The following is a 16,805-nucleotide window of genomic DNA, read 5'->3' as shown; positions in this document are numbered from 1 at the left end:
GAATATATGTTGTTAAAACGCAATTTTTGTGCTAGTTAGTTGTATTTAATCGGACAATTTATTATCATAAATATTTCTAAAATCCGAAGCCTAATTTAAAAGCAAAACGCATACCATCTTCACTATTAAAAGCAGATACATTTGCGGTAAACATTTCTACCATAGTAACAAAAACACCACCTCCAAAGGAAGTATTCCAACTGTCACTATTATAAGATCTAGTTGCAACCAAATCATTATCTACCCAAACACGTCCGTAATCGGCACCAGCATAAACACCAAGGCTTATTGGAAGTATGTTTGTTTTTAAGCTTAAAAAATTAAGACGCAAATCGGTACTTTGAACAAAAGCACTTTTACCTGTAAATCGCTCGTTTCTATAACCACGTAGACCTGTATTTGCGCCTAAAGTTGCAGCTTGGTAAAACTCGTAATTATCTCCCAAATTAAAATGACCACTAAAATTAGTAGCTAAAACTAATTTTCCACTTGGAATTAATTTATAATCAAAACCTAATTCCGGAATGATATACCCAAAGCCCTTATTAGAATCAATATTATTTTTAAAACCCACTTGCAAGCCAAATTGCATTCCTAATGTTGGGAACGCTTCATTATCTTTATTTTCAAAAGAGTACTTAGCATCTGCACCATAAAAAGTATCACTTACTTCGTTTCCATCTCCTATAAAAGTATTGATAAATCGTCCGTTAGTTCGTTCCACTTCATTGTTTTCAAATAAAACACCAGCTTTAAAGTAGCCTCCTAATTGTCCGCGCCATACTAAAGATGACATCGCAAAAAACGTTCTTATTTTCACTCGGTTATAATCTAAACTAACAAGATCTTCATCTGCTTCAAAATTTGGAGTAGAATTCCCATAATCAAAGAAGTTTATAGAATAATTAGGACTATTAAAATGAAGATCCAAACCAAAATTCAAGCCTTTAAATACATTTGCAAATTCTCCTTTATAATTCAATTCAAAACCATTGGTTGCAAAATAATAAGCCGCAGATAGCGTGTGTTGTGAAGTAAAAGGATTTCGTTCAAAACCATAAGTCGTGTACGTATTAGAAACACCTATTTTCAAACCATCATCTGGATTAGAGCCAACAGTTGGAATAATCTGGTTTATATTGTTTTTTAGCTTCTTGTAATCGTACACATTCGTTTCGTAATCGTCTGTAAACTTTTGATGTCCTTTATTGGTAATAATGGTGTTTTTTTTCGACTTATAATCGTAAAAAGTAATCCGTTTTCCTTCTTCAATATTATATACATCGTTATTCTGTCCGCCAATTAAACGCACACGCATTTGGTTTTTGGTATCCTGTCCAAAGACATGAAAAGTATCATCATCATCTAAACCATAAATCCATACTTCTTTAGTTTTCTTAATATCATAAATACATTCATGAAAAATATCTGCTTTTTCACCACCTTTAATTCTATATGCTGTAACCTTTGTTTTTCCGTTAGGTAAACGTTCTACATCAAACCAATCGTCTTTATTCGTTCCTTTTATTACAGCAAACCGATTTACTAAATTAAAATATCTATCTGCTATTTTTTGAAGATTCGCGCGACGTGCTTTTAAAGTTGTTTTGATTTTATCGGTTACTTCTCCCCTAACTTCTTCCGGGAAATTTAAAAAAGCTTTATCAATAACTGCATCGGTAATTCCTTCTTGAATGGTTTTAACTTGTGCATCCCAAACTGCTTTATCCGATTGCATAATAAACTCCATATCTAAAGGATAAGGCTCTACATTTACACCTTTAACATCGACTAAGTCATCGTCATATTTTCGTAACAATCTAGCGGTAGGAATAATTGCAACAGCGGAGGTAAGCATTGCACCATCTGACATGATAGAAAACACTTGATCCCTATCTCTTGGTAAAGGTCTATATACTTTTTTACCATTTTCTTTAAACTCTAACCAACGCCATTGATCTTGGTGCCTATCCCAATCTCCAATTAACATATCAAATAAACGGGCGCGGATATAAGCTGCTTCATCCATGACCATATCTTCATCTTTATGAAGTTCTTTCATCACATCTGCTGTGCTAAAAACGGTATTCGAAAACCCAAAACTTGCTTGATCGCCATGACCATCAGAAGCATGTTCTTCAATCATATATAACGCATCCCCAAATTGTTCATTAAAATCTCCAAGTGCATTTTGCTTCGGAATATAATATAGTTTCGGATTTAAATGATAAATCCCTGCAGCATCGGACAAATCACCAACGGTAAAAAGTGCATACGGATGTGATCCTGTAAATACATCTAAAATTAGATCTTCTGCTGCCGTATCGTCGAACTTACCATCGAGGTATTGATCTTTAAAAAATGCAGCTTGTAAATATTGTGTACCCAATTTTCGCATGGCACGCATGACATATTGTTTTTTTCCATCTTTGGTTATAAGACGTAAGGATTTAGATTGTGTTCCTCCACCACGACGACCAATAGTGACACCTCCAAAAAGGGTATCTAAATCTACCGTTGGCGCTGTAACCTTTGTGCTGTAAGTGCTTCTATATCTTTCTCCCCAAAGGAATTTTGTGAGACCTGTTTTATCTGTTTCTTCATCTGTATAAATGGAAGAAGTTATTGCTTTCGGAAAAGTTTTCGGATAAATGGTATCCGATTTATTTGCATCTGGCTTTAATACTTCGGTTTCAAATACAATTTTATCCTCTTCTACCGAATAAAAACGAACATATGAAGAACCATCTTTAAAAACATCTAATCTGGAATAGCCTGGAGTTCCGTATGAAAATTGCCCGCCTCCAACATTTCTTGTTGCAGTAACTTTTGAACCAGAACCACTTACAATTTGACGTAAATTATCTTCAACTAAATATTGTAAATTATGCTCATGACCAGAAACAAAAACTATTTTACTGTTTTCTTGTGAAATAGTTATCAGTCGTTTTCTTAATTCGTTATACCGTTTGTTTTGTATATCTGCATTGGCAACTCCTGTGGTAATTCGCAATAGATTTTTAAGAGATCCCAAAACCGGAATTGGTTTCATGTGGCTTTTAAAATCATATTGGCCGCCATGAATTCCATTAGTATACATAGGATGATGCAAAGCAACAATGGTTGTTTTACCTCTAGCTTTTTTAATTAAACTGCTGTATTCATCAAAAAAAAGTTCTCTCGTTTTAATCTCACAATCATCATTAATAGTTGGATGATTATCCCAATTAACAACAAACCATTGCGTATCAATAAGTATTAATTCGACATCATCAGAAACATGTATTTTTTCTATCGGACAGCCATTTTCTGGTAAAAAAGTGTCTTTCCCTAAAATATTCTCAATATACTTCTCTTGGCGTTTTAACCCTTTAAGTCCGTTGCTATACCAATCGTGATTTCCAGGAATAAAAATAGCATTCCCTTTAAAGTTTGCTGTAGTTTGCGTTTGAATGTTTAATTGATGTTCTGCGAATGCTCTACCTTCACTTCCTTCCTTTGGTAATCCTTTCGGATAAATATTATCTCCAAGAAAAATAGCCGTACTATTTTTGGAAGCTTTGGCTAATTCCGCTTTGAAAGCTTGTAATGTTTTTGAAGATTCTCCTAACGGTGAATTACCTCCATCCCCAATTAAATAGAAAGAATGTTCAATTTCTTTATCAGGAAATCCATTATTAGTAGTGGTAGTATTGTACTGTGCTTTATAGGTAGCACAAGAAAAAATAAAGAAAAATAATAATAGTCTTAGTAAATTTTTAGCCATTTATAATATATTTTAAAGTAAACCGGAAAACCTTTAAAGTTAGTTATACCTTTTTAAAATACCTTACAATGTTTCCTGTTTTATTTTAAGACTATTCTATTATTGTTTATTCGATTTTGAGCGTTTTTATATCTGTAATCAATTGCGCAATAGAAGTTTTATTTAAGCCATTATAGATTCCTCTAATATGTTTGTTTTTATCAATTAACACAAAGTTTTCGGTATGCAAAAAATCATCAGCTGTTTTAGTTTCCCCTAAATCTTCTTCTATAAAGTATGCTTTTCTACCCAAGTCATAAATTTCATTTCTATCTCCAGTAACTAAATGCCATTTATTAGAAATAACGCCTTTGGTTTCTGCATAGCGTTTTAAAACGGGAACAGAATCACTTTCTGGTGTTACCGAATGTGAAATCAATAAAACATCATCGTCTTCTAAAAATGCTTCTTGTAAAAGAGACATATTGGCTGTCATTTTAGGACAAATACCAGAACAAGAAGTAAAGAAGAAATCTGCGATATAAATTTTATCTTTAAAAGTTTCTTGTGTAACTGTATTTCCATCTTGATTGGTTAATGAAAAGTCTGGAATTTCATGAAAATCATTACTTTTGTCTCCATCTAAATCTAACCAATTAGGTGTAAAATTAGCTTCATTATAAAATGGTAAAGTGGCTACTCTACTTGTTTTTTCTGTACTTTTATTTTTACAACTAGCAAAAATAATTAGTAGTATTAAAGTATAACTATAATTTTTCATCTTGTACAATTTCTTCTTCTAATTGAAAGCATAAATTGGCACGTTTTAATCCGAAGATTCTACCATTTTTTGCTTCATAATTATTATATATTTTTCCGTTTCTTCTCCATGCTTTTTGCATGCCTTCTTCCTTACCATTTACAATAGTCATTTGTTTAAATAGTTCTCCAGTTTTGTACCATTGTTTTTGAATACCGTTGGCAATCCCATTTTTATAGTGAGACTCGGATCTTATATTTCCATTCAACCACCAAGATGTAGCAGTTTCTTCCAACTTTCCGTTTTTATAAAATGCTTCAAAACTTAATGTTTTATTTTCAAACCATTTCTTTAACGTTCCATCTTTTTTTCCATTTTTATACGGAATAGATTCTGCCATATTTCCGTTAGGATAACTTAAAACAGAAATACCGGTAAAAGGGGTATCTTGATAATAGACAAGTCCAATATTTGGCTTTAGCATTAATGCGGATTTGGAAACTTCGGGTAAAGAAACCTCCATAGCAACCGCAGTTAATTGCTCTTTTTTAACTGTCTTATTCTGACAATTAAAAAAGAGCATAAAACTGAATACTAAACAGCTTTTATTGAATATTACTTGGAGTTCCTTGATAATCACCTGGGAATAATATATAATATGAGTTTAAATATAATTCGTTTTGAATATGGTAATGGTACTCTGCAACATCTGTATGTTGTGTAGTACTTGTATGTCCTCCAGACGCATCTAAATCTGTTGGATATGCTCCTGTTGCATTACATTTTCTTCCGTAAAGGAAAAATCCATCAGCAATTATACCAATTAAATTTTCATCATCATCAGACCATGCTTTTGTTTCTAAATGGTAATGGTAACTTTGTGGTCCTGTATGTGCAGCAGTGTAATCTAAAGATCCTACTGCATTATCTAAAGGTACATTTGGACCTTCTTCATCATTATAAATCATCGATCCACTAATCGCAATACCTATTGCTCCTAAACCTGTTGCAGTAGAACTAGATGCTAATTGCGGATTTGCAGAAACGGTTAATGAATACGATCCGTTAAAATCATCAATATTACCTGGTGCCATTTCAGCATAAGAAGTAACTGTAGGCTCAACAAATAACGCATGTGTACTAGACCAATATGGTGATGTATGATTAGGCAAACCATTAGTTTCAATAACAACGTTTGTTCCGCTTAACATGATGGTTAAATTTGTTGCATCAAATTCTGCAAAAGCGGCGTGCAATTCGGATACTGCATTTTCTGAATCAGGGTCGGTATCGTCAGAATCTGTATTATTACTAACATAACCATCTGGTTGTGTAGATGACGTTGTGGATACACTAGGATCTCCATAACCATCGCCATCTGCATCTTGATACCATGTTGTTTCTTCTGCTTCTGCTTCTTCTTCACTTGATCCGTTATCATCACTTGAACAAGCAATAAATCCTGTTATTAAAAACAGGGATAATAATGTTAATTTAAATAGGTTTTTCATAGTATAAATTTTTAGTATTTAGTTTTTAGATGCTTTAAATGATTATAACTTGCGCAAATTTTTAAATTATTTTTTTTTTAATTTATTCGACCTTGTGGTTTTCCTCCTTTTGGTCTTTGATTATTCCCTTTAGAAGCTTTTTGCAATTCTTCTTTAGATATGTAAGTATCTTTATTTATATCTATTTTAGAAAAATCTTCTTTTAATGGTCCTTCTGTTTCAGTACTAGAAAGTTTACCATCTTTATTGATATCCATTTTCGTGAAAATTTCTGAAATACTTGGACGTCCTCCTCCTTGTTGACTGTTTGGAGGTCCTCCTGGATTACTATTTGAAGAAACTTCTCCCATAACACATCTACCAACATAAGGGAATTCATTAGTGACGAAGTACATATATTGTCCATCTATTTCGATTCCGTTACAGGCATCTAAATCTCCAGATCCATCTATATACTCATAATCGGAACCATAAGTTCCGTCATGATGACCACCAACAGATATATCCATGTGTTCCATAGGATTATCATACGTACAATCTTCACCTTCTCTATCGCCTTCTACAAGTGTAAAACTAGGTTTGTATTTTCCACTTTTAGAATAATACATAGGAAAACCATCATGGGCAAAACCAATATGTACTAAATCTTTCCCTGTATCAAATGTTTCAATCATAGACGTTGGGGTACCGTGATAATGATATTCTCCAGTTGGCTGTACATGTGCATGATTGAAATCTAGGCCTAAATTTATAACGTCTTGGATGGCTTCTACACGATAATTTTCTCCTGTTTCACAAACCACAACTTCTGCCGTTTGCGGTTCAAATTTAATACCGTTTAAAGCAATTCCTGGTTCCCGCATCCATTTTGATTTACCTGTATAAACAGGATTTAATGGAAAAGTGTACGTCTTATTTTGAACAGAAATGGTATTTGGGTTTCCTGGATTTGGAAACTCTCCTGTTTTGTGATTTGGTAATGCATTTGTTACCATTACACGTTGATCACCTTCAACAGTTACTTTTGTTTTTGTACCAAAAACAGTATTTTCTAGCTCATAATTACCAAAATAGTCTGGTTTACTATTTGTTTCTGTATTCTGATTATGATCCTCATGTTCATGAGAATGGCTTTCTAAACCATCATGACTATGCGAATTATTATTAGTTTTGCAACCAATTAATAAGGTCACTAACAGAATGGTTATCATTTTATATTGATTTATCATTTTAATTATTTTAAACAATTAATCTCTTTTTTTTCGTTTTGATTTTTTATCGTCGTCCTCATCTTTTTTGTAAAAAAACTTTAGTTCTTCTAGATCCAATTCTGCATCTCCGTTGGTATCGATTTCACTAAATTTTATGGATAAATCGCGTTTTCCTTTAGCAGCAACTTCTAATTCATTTAAGGTGCCATCTCCGTTATCATCTATTTCTTTAATTATCTTTTTTGCTGAAACTTTTTTGGGTTTTGATTTACCATTTAAGGAATCTTTCAATTCTTCTAAATCAATAAACCCATCATCATTGGTATCTATGACCTCAAAATCTTCTGCAATTTTTCCTCGTTTATCGCTAGAAGCTTCGTCTTTATCAATAAGACCATCGTTATTGGTGTCTAGCTTCGATAGAATTTCGGATGCATCCGGTTTTTCTCTTTGCTGTCCTTGCCCTTTCCCTCCACTTCTTCCACCACCGCCTCCTGGAGGTCCTTGAGCAAATACGCTAAAACATAGTAGCATGGAGAAAATAGTTATTGTTGTTTTTAAATTGTTCGTTTTCATATGGAATAAATTATAGTGATTTAATCTTTAGATGTGTTATTGTAAAAAAACTGGTGTTTGCTATAGCTTTTTTTAATTACCTAGTTCTTTATTCAATTTATAAGCGATTATTTGTGTTTTATCTCTTAGGTTATTGCCAATTATTAATTGATTTTCTGTTTGTATTAATCTGTCGACCAATACATTTTGATATGCTCTATTGTTTAATAGTTTTACATAATCTGACGTTGCAGAAAAAGAAGTATTCTTATTATATTTTGATTCCCTATTTAATAGAATATCAATTAACGAAACATGAGATTCTATCACTGGTTGTAATCGGTTAATCACAATATTTCCAATTTTAGCATCTTGGTTTTCAAAATTATTTAACTCATTTGGGTACGAAGCAATTAAATCTCTTAGTAAGTCACTTTTTATAAATTCAAATTTATTGGTACTACTTACCGAATTTATCGATGCGCTTTGCAGTTTTGTGGCCTGAAACTTAACATTAATAATTCCTTCTTTTAGTGCTTCTGTGATTTCCTGAGGTTGCGAACGAATACTTTTTATTGTGTTTTGAATGGTTTGCACATTTTTAGCATACCGAACAATGGAAGAGTCTAATAATATTAAATTAGTATTTAACTCTTCATTTAAACTTTGGTAAATTTTCACTTCTACAATTCTGTTTTTTCGGATTTCATTTATACTATTAATCTTCCAAGCTATTAATATCCCAATAACAATTAATAGAATTTCACCAAAGGCATAGATTATATAACTCCTAGTTTTGCCTGACGCAATTAATGTTCTTCTAATTTTTCTGAATATCTTCATTGTTCCTTTATATTAAAAGTCATAGAATTTATGTTAAACGGTATCATCCACTTCTTCCGCTAGCGTATATAAACCAAAATACTCTGTTCCATCTCCATGATTTATATATACTTTATAGAAAGCAGTATAATTTGGCTCTATTCCTGAATCTTTAGCGACATCACTCATGGCGTTTTCTCGCAACATGAATTTGTTATCAAAATTATTGTGAAGATTTAATTTTTTAAAACCATAAAAACGTTGGTTTTCTATTTGTGGGTAATCCTTTTCAAACAAGTCAAAATCTAATTTGAAGGATAGTTTTAAAATGCCATTTTGCCAACTACTTTGTAAAGTAGAATCGCCTTTAAAAGAAACCCCAACTCTATACCATTCTAGTCCGTTATAGAATACTCCCGCGGGAACAAAAATGGATCCTTCTTCGGTATGCATTGAACTGGTAGCAGCGCCTGCACCAAATGCACCATAAGTTTCTGTCATATCCTCGAGCATACTTTGCCAACGTGCCTCTGTAATAACAATTTCTAGTTTTTTTACGGTGTTGTCATCAAAAACTTCATCCACATTTGCATCTACATCACTACTATGCGTTAATGTAGTCCAATCTGTTGCTTCAAAATCGGTGTCGTCTACTTCTTCTATCGAGGTTACCATATCATCATCACTAGTACAAGCATGGAAAGTTAGTAAGGAAGTGCTGCATGTTAAAGACACTAAAAGAAAATGTATACTTCTTTTTAGTTTTTTCATTATTATTTTCTTTAGTTCTATTATTTAATAAGTTATTTAGCTTTAAAAAAGCTTCGTAATTGCTTACGAAGCCTTCATAACAATTCACTAATCACTCAAAAAACTATCTTCTACTTTGTTTATCTTTTTCCTCTACCTTTTGGTTTTGGTGCTTTATCAAATTCTTCTTCCGTAATAAATCCGTCTTCATCTGTATCTATTTTATCAAAATTTTCTTTTAACGGACCTTTAATTTCATCTTCTGAAAGTTTCCCATCTTCATTGGCATCCATTTCTTTTATTAACTCACTAAAAGTTGGTGGTGTTTTTTGTTGTCTGCCTTCCGATTGTGCAAAACTAGAATTCGACATACATACTGTTAATCCGAAAACCAATACTATTGTTTTAAATGTGCTTCTTTTCATAATGGTATTATTTTATTTGTTATGTGTTTTTAGATGTCTATAAATGAAATTACTTGTGTAGGTTTTTGTTAAATAAAAGCCAAAAAAAAGACCCTTCAGTTTGAAGCGTCTTTTACTTATTTTTTAGGTATTAAAAATCGTTTGGTGGCGGCGGTCTATGCCCATTTCCATCTCGACCCTTTTCACCTTCTGGAGGCGGAGGTCTGTTTCCATCACCTCTGCGAAGAGCGTCTTTTAATATCTTCTTGAATTTTTCTTTTTGTTTCGGATTACAAAGTTCTTGAATACCTTTAAAATGATCATATATTTCTATTTCTTTTACCTTTTGCTTTTCACCTATTAAGGTTGCAATGGAGTCGATACTTTCTTTATTTAAAGAATTTTCAGAAATATTATTAAACAATGCGTCTTTTAACGCTTTTAAATCATCATTAAAACCCATCATTTTTTGATGATGTTCTTTATTAATAATTTCAAAAGTTTCTATTTGCGATGCACTCAAATTTAATTGTTCCCTTACAAAACCCATTGGGTCTCTCGCTTCTATTCCTTTATCTGAAGTTATTTCACCTAAAAAGTTAAAAAGAAAAAATCCATTAACTAAAACTAAAAAAACGAGTAAAATATATAAAACGGTATTTTTTTTCATGTTCCTTAATTTAAAAAAGAGTTAGACTCGCTAGTATCTAAACCGTAAGATTCTGCAAATTGATTAATATTCTCATCATAACTCGTTTTATTAACTTGTGTAAATGCTACTACATTTATAATAACAACACAAGCTAAAGTAGTAAGCTGCAGTTTTGGTGAGAACCAAGACCAAGCAACTTTTTCTTCTTCTTTTACAGAAAACATACGTTGCATAGTTTTATCTTTAAAAAAAGGAGATACAGACACTTGCTCTATTGCTTCGGCAGCTTTGAACGTGTTATCTATTTTTTCTTGAATGTTTTTATTCGATTCCATAATTATTTAGATGCATAAATTTGTAAAAACTTGCGCTTACTTTTCATTTTTATAAAAATGTTCTAGTGAGATTTGTAAATTCTTTTTTGCTCTAAACAATAGAGACTCAATAGAACTAATACTTCTATCTGTAATCTCGCTAATTTCCTTATAACTTTTATCGTCTATTTTATTTAATGTAAAGACTATTCGTTGGGCTTCAGGCAGTTTATTTATGGCAAGAAATAAGGTATCACTAGTTTCTTTTTGTTCTAATAGAACTCCTGGATGATTTATCTCTGTAAAGTAATTTGTTTTATCTAATGGAATATCATTTCCGGTTAGCGATTGTAAAAATGCAAAACGCTTTTTGGTATTCTTTTTTCTAATAAACTCCAGACACTTATTGGTGGTAATTCTATAAATCCAAGTAGATAATTTAGAGTTCCCTTTAAACTTATGTATCGAATTAAAAACTTCTACAAAAACATCTTGGGCTATATCTTCGGCGTCCTCTTTATTTGGGACAAAAGAGATGCAAGTAGCGAATACTTTTTGCTGAAATATATCCAATAGCTTTCCATAGGCAAATTGTTTTCCTGCTCTTAAATCATTAATAAAATCTTGCTCTTCCAAATACGTACTTTAAATACTTCTATTGAATATAAGTTATTTAAACTGTTTTTTGTTTCATTTTAATACCTAATGCTTTTTCAATTTCGTGTACTCTTGATACTTCATTAGATAGCACCAAAGCAATAGATTCTCCTGTTTTTCCAGCTCTTGCTGTTCTACCAGATCTGTGCGTATAATATTCTAAATGTTCTGGTAATTGATAATGAATAATATACCCTAGATTATTTACATCTATTCCTCTTGCAGATACATCTGTAGAAATTAATATTTGAACACTAGTATTTTTAAAAGCACGCATTACTTTTTCGCGTTCTCTTTGTTGCATATCGCCTTCTAAAGCACCAACATTAAAACCTTCTTGCTGTAGCTGATGTGTTAAAGCTTGTGTACCAGCTTTTGTTTTGCAGAAAATGATACCTCTTTCTTCATCGCGCTCTTCTAATAGCGTTACTAAAACATTTATTTTATTTTGTATGGTAGTTTCTACAAAAAAGTGCGAAATATTAGCGTTTACCAAACTATTTCTATCTATTTCAAGTCTAACAGCATCTGGTTTAATATAGCGCTTAACAATATCTTTTAACGATTCTGACATCGTTGCAGAAAATAGCCAAGTATTTTTAGTGCTTTTGGTCGTTTTTAAAATAGTAGTTAAATCCTCTTTAAAACCCATGCTTAACATTTCATCTGCTTCGTCTAAAACTAAAGTTTCTACATTTTTTAAATCTAGAATTTCACGGTTTATTAAATCGACCAAACGTCCTGGAGTAGCAACAATAATATGCGTTGTACGTTTTAAGTTTTTAATTTGAATATCTATTTTCTCTCCTCCATAAACACCTTCACAAAATATTTTAGCATCATTATATTTCGTGAACTTAAAGAGTTGCTTCTTTATTTGTTGCACAAGCTCTCTTGTTGGCGCTAAAATTAAGGCTTGAATTTCTGGTTTTTTAGGATTAATACGATGTAAAACCGGCAAACCATAGGCAGCAGTTTTCCCTGTACCTGTTTGGGCTAAACCTACTAAATCTGTTTTAGATTGTATTAAAATAGGAATTGCTTGTTCCTGAATTTCCGTAGGTGCTTTAATCCCTAATTCTTTTAAGGATTTCACGTAGTTTTTATGAATACCTAATTCTGAAAATGATGCCATAATGGGTTCTAATCTATTTTACTATTAATTGTACACAAATAAAACGAATATAATCTGAATATTCTTTCTAGTACACGTTTTAATATTATTTAGACGAAAAACAAAATTCCGATTTTTAAGAAATATAAGTGCAAAAAGGATGTAAAAGCAAAAAACATCTTGGGTTTGTTTCCAGATGTTTTTATGTATTAAAGTATTTGAAGCACTCTTTTATTTGCAGTCTAAAAGATCTTTACCAAGAATAATATCTTTATTAGCAACAAACATATCTTCTTTTTTTTCTAATTTTAGAATACTTTTATCTAGTCCTTTTTTCGTTAACCGTTTCATGCGATATTTCGTTAGCAAAGGATCATTGTCAAAATAAAAAGCATGTAGTTCATAAGCTTCCTTACCTTCTTCTTTTATAACAGGGCGAATAGATTTTACATGGCCACTTCTATGCACCGTTCCAGGAATAAAAGTATAAAAAGTATACTTACCATCCACATCCGTTATTATAGAAGCACTATGATATATTTGGCGCTTATCTTTATCTTTTTGAATACTGTAATAACCATCTTCATCTGGTTGCGATATAGAAAGCGTAACATTATTGGCAGGCGTTATTCCGTCGGATTGAAAAATGGTTCCAACGATTTTAATCTTTTCTTGTTTTAACTGAAAATCAGGTACACTATCTGTATTTTTATTAAATTCTTTTATTTCGGAATTCGCATCCGTGAAATCTTCCTGAAGGTTAATTGCAAATGCCGTAGCATTATCCGCAGAATCTTGTGCATGTAACGTTTGGTATGCTCCGATAAAAAGGGTACAACAAAAAATAGTAACTAAGCTTTTCATAATATTTGATAGTTTCAAGAGGTTAAAACTATAATATTCAGCGCAATAGCACACAAAAAATCTTATGAACTATAGAAATACACGATGAACAGGAATTTTATTCAAAAAAACCCGATGAAAGGAACACCAAATTTCAAGTTTAGGCATTAAAACTAAGCTATCCAATTGGTTTTCAGATTTCTAAAACATTTCCTTTCTTTTTACTCCAATACAATATGGGCTATTTCTAGTTGAAAAGATTCTTTTGTTTTATTAGCAATTAGAAACGCAATTTCTTCCATACGTTTTCCAGAAAAATTTGGAATATCTAATGTATTTCCTCTAAAACCGGGATAAAAATCGGAAAATGGAATTTTAATAGTTTCCCACTTTCCGGAAGTAGAAAACTTTGCTAAATAGGAATGACGTTGATTTTGTTCTTCTTTAATTCGGAATTGATAGTCTTTTCCATCGCCTTTAATTAAGAGTACTATATGGCTAAATTTGGAAACCTCTTTTTTAGTAAAAGTATAACGTACGGAAGCAAAACCTCCATTGTTTTCTGTACTTACATCGCCTTTAAATAAAGCTTTTCCATCCGCACTAATTTCTAAAGAACTTTTAGAAAGTCCTCCCATGACACCATCATTAACCACGTACCAATTATTGGCATTATTTTTTGTTTTAGAATCGAAAATATTAGATGTTTTATCTTGGTATGCCATACACAAAATTAAGAATAAATATATAATTTTCATTTTCTTAGAAAAGCTATTTTTCTAATCGATAATAACCACATTTTAAATAAGCACCTTCTGGAAATCCGATAGGATGGTCTGTGTCATGCTCTGTTTTTAAAATCACTTTATAATTTCTGTTGGAATCTCTTAAAACTTGTGCATTGATATCGAAAAAAGTCTGTGCTAGAATTCTACTAGAACAAGAAGCCAAAACTAATAAACCATTTTTAGCCGTTAACTGCAAACCTAAACTAGCTAGTTGTGCATATTTTTTCTTGGCTAAATCTATTTCGCTTTGTTGTTTTGCAAAACTTGGTGGATCTATAACCACAACATCATACGTCGTGTTATTCTTTACTAATTGTTTCATTGCCGCAAAAGCATCTCCAGCAATGGTTTTATGGGTTCCGGAATAGGTGTTTAATTTCCCGTTAGCAACAGCCATTTCTAATGCTTGTTTACTAATATCTAAACTAGTAACTTCTTTAGCTTGATTTGCCAAAGCATGTACCGAAAATCCGCCAGCATAACTAAAAACATCTAAAACTGTTTTTCCACGACTCCACGCTCCTACTTGCTTTCTGTTTAATCTATGATCTAAAAAATAACCAGTTTTGTGCCCATGAATTACGTTTGCAGAAAACTGCACACCATGTTCTACAAACTGTACCACTTCATTTTCTAAAATACCGTAAACTACTTCTCCATCTTTTAAATCATGCGCCTTACTTTGTTCTAGGTTTCTGCTTAAACGTAAAACAACCGTTTTACAATCACTAGTTTTTATTAGTGCTTCTAAAATACTTTGCAAATAATTTAGCCAAATTTCGGAATATACTTTTACCACCAAAACAGTATCATATACGTCTGCAATTAAACCTGGGAAACCATCATTCTCACCAAAAAGCAATCTATAACTATTGGTATTTGTTTTTAATAAAGAAGTTCTTTTACTAAAAGCTTCCACTATTTTCTGATTAAAAAAACTAGCATCAATGGCAATTGGATCTCCATGGTGAATCATTTTAATTCGAATAGGCGAAGCTAAATCGAATAAACCAAAGCCAATAATTTTGTTTTTATTCTTCCCAAAAATAATGGCTAGATCTCCTGTTTGCGGATCCTTATTCGTTTTTATAATACTATCTGAAAAAACCCAAGGATGTTCTTGCATTACAGACCTCTCTCCTTTTGCGTTTAATTTAACGGCAATACGCTGACTGGTATTTGTAGTAGAAAAAGCTCTTGTAAACTGCATAAAAATATTTTTGCAAAAGTATGAAATATGCAGCTATCGTTTAGCAGTATTTAATAATAGATTTTAAATTGTTACTTGTGTTAAATATAATTGCTAGCAAGTCTAAAGGTGTTACAAAAACGTATATATCCTATAATTTAAAACATATACATATGAAAACACTATGCATTGCCTTATTTACACTTGTGTCTTTTTCTTTTACTAGTACGCAAGACAAAACAACGGTTACCGCTATATTTGATGGTATAGAAAATGAAGTATATTACTTTAGTGATGATGCGGACACCACGCATATTTTTGATACTATGTCTGAAGAAGCTATTCAGAAATTTGATCTTTCTAATGAAAAATACAATGGCCAGACCTTTAAAATCACGTACACCACAGAAAATATAATGGATGAAATGGAAAACAATATGGAAGTTTTAACCATTATAGATTTAGAAATTTTATAGAATTAAATTACGCACATAAACAACTAAAGCGCAGCATTTTATTAGGTTGCGTTTTTTTATGTAAAAAATAAAATAGCATGCCGATAAACTATTATAAGATTCTCTGCGTACATAAAGAAAACAAAAACTATAAATTTATTATGAAAAAATTTTCAATACTATTACTTATTGCTGTTGTTTTAACTTCATGCGTATCTAAAAAGAAATTTCTTGCTTTAGAAAATGAAAACGGAGAAATTAAAAGTGAATTAACTAAAACTAGAGTCGAAAAGGAAGATCTTGAAGGAAAGTTTGCTGCTATACAAGAGCGTGTAGACCAATACAATACTAAAATTAACACTTTAGCTTCTTTAAACACTTCTTTAAGTGAAGAGAATAATTCTAAAATGGAAACGGTTGCTAATGTCGCTGTAATGTCTAATAATACGAAAACAAAGATGCGTGAAACTTTAGCAAAAGTGGATCCTACCTTAGTGAGCGAGGCAAAAACTTTAAAAGATTCTATGGATTTGGCTGTTTCTTATAACTTAAAGAAAAAAATAAACAGTACCACTTTTGACGAAAGTGATGATATAGCAATTAGTATCGACGAAACGGTAGTTATGATTTCTATATCTGATAAAATGTTATTTAATTCTGGAAGCTATAGAGTTAGCAATAAAGCAAATGATATTTTACAAAAAATAGCAGATGTGATAAATTCAGAATCTAGTATAGATGTTATGGTAGAAGGTCATACCGATGCTAGAAGTATTAATACGGATAAATTACAAGACAATTGGGATTTAAGTGTTTTACGAGCAACTTCTGTAGTTAGAAAATTACAACAACAATACAACGTCGCTCCAGAAAAACTAATTGCTTCTGGACGCAGTAGTTACCAACCTTTAGTTAGTAATGACACAAGTGAAGATAGAGCTAGAAACCGAAGAACTAGAATTATTATTTTACCAAATATTGATAAGTTTTTTGCTTTAATGTCTTCGGATAATTAAGAATATTTAGTTTTGAATA

Annotated in this window: 18 protein-coding genes; 2 read left to right on the top strand and 16 right to left on the bottom strand. The window is 31.7% G+C overall.

The window, feature by feature from the left end; genetic code table 11:
* Positions 1 to 76: 76 nt before the first annotated feature.
* From ACVCZW_RS09065 to ACVCZW_RS08990, 16 genes are all read right to left on the bottom strand, one after another.
* Positions 77 to 3,766, bottom strand: coding sequence for a metallophosphoesterase (locus tag ACVCZW_RS09065; RefSeq protein ID WP_452232212.1), 3,690 nt, complete (start codon positions 3,764 to 3,766; stop codon positions 77 to 79).
* A 106-nt stretch (positions 3,767 to 3,872) separates the two neighbouring features.
* Positions 3,873 to 4,526: an SCO family protein gene (locus ACVCZW_RS09060; RefSeq protein WP_452229888.1), complete on the bottom strand. Its 654-nt coding sequence runs from the start codon at positions 4,524 to 4,526 to the stop codon at positions 3,873 to 3,875.
* Complete coding sequence (locus ACVCZW_RS09055; RefSeq protein ID WP_452232211.1) at positions 4,513 to 5,088, bottom strand: toxin-antitoxin system YwqK family antitoxin; 576 nt, start codon at positions 5,086 to 5,088, stop codon at positions 4,513 to 4,515. Before ACVCZW_RS09055 ends, ACVCZW_RS09060 begins: the two co-directional genes overlap by 14 nt.
* A gap of 22 nt (positions 5,089 to 5,110) precedes the next feature.
* Positions 5,111 to 6,016: a YHYH protein gene (locus ACVCZW_RS09050; protein ID WP_452229886.1), complete on the bottom strand. Its 906-nt coding sequence runs from the start codon at positions 6,014 to 6,016 to the stop codon at positions 5,111 to 5,113.
* Positions 6,017 to 6,093: 77 nt separating this feature from the next.
* Positions 6,094 to 7,245: a YHYH protein gene (locus ACVCZW_RS09045; RefSeq protein ID WP_452232210.1), complete on the bottom strand. Its 1,152-nt coding sequence runs from the start codon at positions 7,243 to 7,245 to the stop codon at positions 6,094 to 6,096.
* A gap of 18 nt (positions 7,246 to 7,263) precedes the next feature.
* Positions 7,264 to 7,803 (bottom strand): EF-hand domain-containing protein, encoded by a 540-nt coding sequence (locus tag ACVCZW_RS09040; RefSeq protein ID WP_452232209.1) that lies wholly within the window; start codon positions 7,801 to 7,803, stop codon positions 7,264 to 7,266.
* A gap of 72 nt (positions 7,804 to 7,875) precedes the next feature.
* A complete protein-coding gene (locus tag ACVCZW_RS09035) occupies positions 7,876 to 8,625 on the bottom strand; it encodes a hypothetical protein (RefSeq protein WP_452232208.1) in 750 nt (249 codons plus the stop codon).
* Positions 8,626 to 8,658: 33 nt separating this feature from the next.
* On the bottom strand, positions 8,659 to 9,375 hold the full coding sequence (locus ACVCZW_RS09030) for a CotH kinase family protein (RefSeq protein ID WP_452232207.1): 717 nt from the start codon (positions 9,373 to 9,375) through the stop codon (positions 8,659 to 8,661).
* A gap of 119 nt (positions 9,376 to 9,494) precedes the next feature.
* Entirely contained in the window at positions 9,495 to 9,779 is a 285-nt protein-coding gene (locus tag ACVCZW_RS09025; RefSeq protein ID WP_452232206.1) for an EF-hand domain-containing protein, read from the bottom strand.
* A gap of 130 nt (positions 9,780 to 9,909) precedes the next feature.
* Complete coding sequence (locus tag ACVCZW_RS09020; RefSeq protein WP_452229880.1) at positions 9,910 to 10,428, bottom strand: hypothetical protein; 519 nt, start codon at positions 10,426 to 10,428, stop codon at positions 9,910 to 9,912.
* Positions 10,429 to 10,433: 5 nt separating this feature from the next.
* Positions 10,434 to 10,745, bottom strand: coding sequence for a hypothetical protein (locus ACVCZW_RS09015; protein ID WP_452229879.1), 312 nt, complete (start codon positions 10,743 to 10,745; stop codon positions 10,434 to 10,436).
* A gap of 36 nt (positions 10,746 to 10,781) precedes the next feature.
* Complete coding sequence (locus ACVCZW_RS09010) at positions 10,782 to 11,360, bottom strand: RNA polymerase sigma factor (protein ID WP_452232205.1); 579 nt, start codon at positions 11,358 to 11,360, stop codon at positions 10,782 to 10,784.
* Positions 11,361 to 11,397: 37 nt separating this feature from the next.
* Complete coding sequence (locus ACVCZW_RS09005; protein WP_452232204.1) at positions 11,398 to 12,516, bottom strand: DEAD/DEAH box helicase; 1,119 nt, start codon at positions 12,514 to 12,516, stop codon at positions 11,398 to 11,400.
* Positions 12,517 to 12,726: 210 nt separating this feature from the next.
* Complete coding sequence (locus ACVCZW_RS09000) at positions 12,727 to 13,359, bottom strand: dioxygenase family protein (RefSeq protein WP_452232203.1); 633 nt, start codon at positions 13,357 to 13,359, stop codon at positions 12,727 to 12,729.
* Between the two features lie 200 nt (positions 13,360 to 13,559).
* Complete coding sequence (locus ACVCZW_RS08995; protein WP_452232202.1) at positions 13,560 to 14,063, bottom strand: CIA30 family protein; 504 nt, start codon at positions 14,061 to 14,063, stop codon at positions 13,560 to 13,562.
* A gap of 46 nt (positions 14,064 to 14,109) precedes the next feature.
* Positions 14,110 to 15,336, bottom strand: a complete 1,227-nt coding sequence (locus tag ACVCZW_RS08990; RefSeq protein WP_452229874.1) for a class I SAM-dependent rRNA methyltransferase — start codon at positions 15,334 to 15,336, stop codon at positions 14,110 to 14,112.
* A gap of 152 nt (positions 15,337 to 15,488) precedes the next feature.
* Here ACVCZW_RS08990 and ACVCZW_RS08985 point away from each other — a divergent pair, with 152 nt between their 5' ends.
* Both ACVCZW_RS08985 and ACVCZW_RS08980 read left to right on the top strand, forming a co-directional pair.
* Positions 15,489 to 15,791, top strand: a complete 303-nt coding sequence (locus ACVCZW_RS08985) for a hypothetical protein (RefSeq protein ID WP_452229873.1) — start codon at positions 15,489 to 15,491, stop codon at positions 15,789 to 15,791.
* Between the two features lie 140 nt (positions 15,792 to 15,931).
* Positions 15,932 to 16,786: an OmpA/MotB family protein gene (locus tag ACVCZW_RS08980; protein WP_452229872.1), complete on the top strand. Its 855-nt coding sequence runs from the start codon at positions 15,932 to 15,934 to the stop codon at positions 16,784 to 16,786.
* Positions 16,787 to 16,805 lie beyond the last annotated feature (19 nt).

The sequence above is a fragment of the Lacinutrix sp. MEBiC02595 genome (genome assembly GCF_053601555.1).
Note: the sequence above shows the minus strand (reverse complement) of the source record. Positions and strands in the feature narration are given on the sequence as shown.

Coding starts and splice junctions, on each gene's coding strand:
- ACVCZW_RS09065 (WP_452232212.1), bottom strand. CDS start 3,766: ATGGCTAAAAATTTACTAAGACTATTATTATTTTTCTTTATTTTTTCT.
- ACVCZW_RS09015 (WP_452229879.1), bottom strand. CDS start 10,745: ATGGAATCGAATAAAAACATTCAAGAAAAAATAGATAACACGTTCAAA.
- ACVCZW_RS09040 (WP_452232209.1), bottom strand. CDS start 7,803: ATGAAAACGAACAATTTAAAAACAACAATAACTATTTTCTCCATGCTA.
- ACVCZW_RS09020 (WP_452229880.1), bottom strand. CDS start 10,428: ATGAAAAAAAATACCGTTTTATATATTTTACTCGTTTTTTTAGTTTTA.
- ACVCZW_RS09000 (WP_452232203.1), bottom strand. CDS start 13,359: ATGAAAAGCTTAGTTACTATTTTTTGTTGTACCCTTTTTATCGGAGCA.
- ACVCZW_RS09005 (WP_452232204.1), bottom strand. CDS start 12,516: ATGGCATCATTTTCAGAATTAGGTATTCATAAAAACTACGTGAAATCC.
- ACVCZW_RS09035 (WP_452232208.1), bottom strand. CDS start 8,625: ATGAAGATATTCAGAAAAATTAGAAGAACATTAATTGCGTCAGGCAAA.
- ACVCZW_RS08985 (WP_452229873.1), top strand. CDS start 15,489: ATGAAAACACTATGCATTGCCTTATTTACACTTGTGTCTTTTTCTTTT.
- ACVCZW_RS08990 (WP_452229874.1), bottom strand. CDS start 15,336: ATGCAGTTTACAAGAGCTTTTTCTACTACAAATACCAGTCAGCGTATT.
- ACVCZW_RS09050 (WP_452229886.1), bottom strand. CDS start 6,016: ATGAAAAACCTATTTAAATTAACATTATTATCCCTGTTTTTAATAACA.
- ACVCZW_RS09025 (WP_452232206.1), bottom strand. CDS start 9,779: ATGAAAAGAAGCACATTTAAAACAATAGTATTGGTTTTCGGATTAACA.
- ACVCZW_RS09060 (WP_452229888.1), bottom strand. CDS start 4,526: ATGAAAAATTATAGTTATACTTTAATACTACTAATTATTTTTGCTAGT.
- ACVCZW_RS09030 (WP_452232207.1), bottom strand. CDS start 9,375: ATGAAAAAACTAAAAAGAAGTATACATTTTCTTTTAGTGTCTTTAACA.
- ACVCZW_RS08980 (WP_452229872.1), top strand. CDS start 15,932: ATGAAAAAATTTTCAATACTATTACTTATTGCTGTTGTTTTAACTTCA.
- ACVCZW_RS09045 (WP_452232210.1), bottom strand. CDS start 7,245: ATGATAAATCAATATAAAATGATAACCATTCTGTTAGTGACCTTATTA.
- ACVCZW_RS08995 (WP_452232202.1), bottom strand. CDS start 14,063: ATGGCATACCAAGATAAAACATCTAATATTTTCGATTCTAAAACAAAA.
- ACVCZW_RS09055 (WP_452232211.1), bottom strand. CDS start 5,088: ATGCTCTTTTTTAATTGTCAGAATAAGACAGTTAAAAAAGAGCAATTA.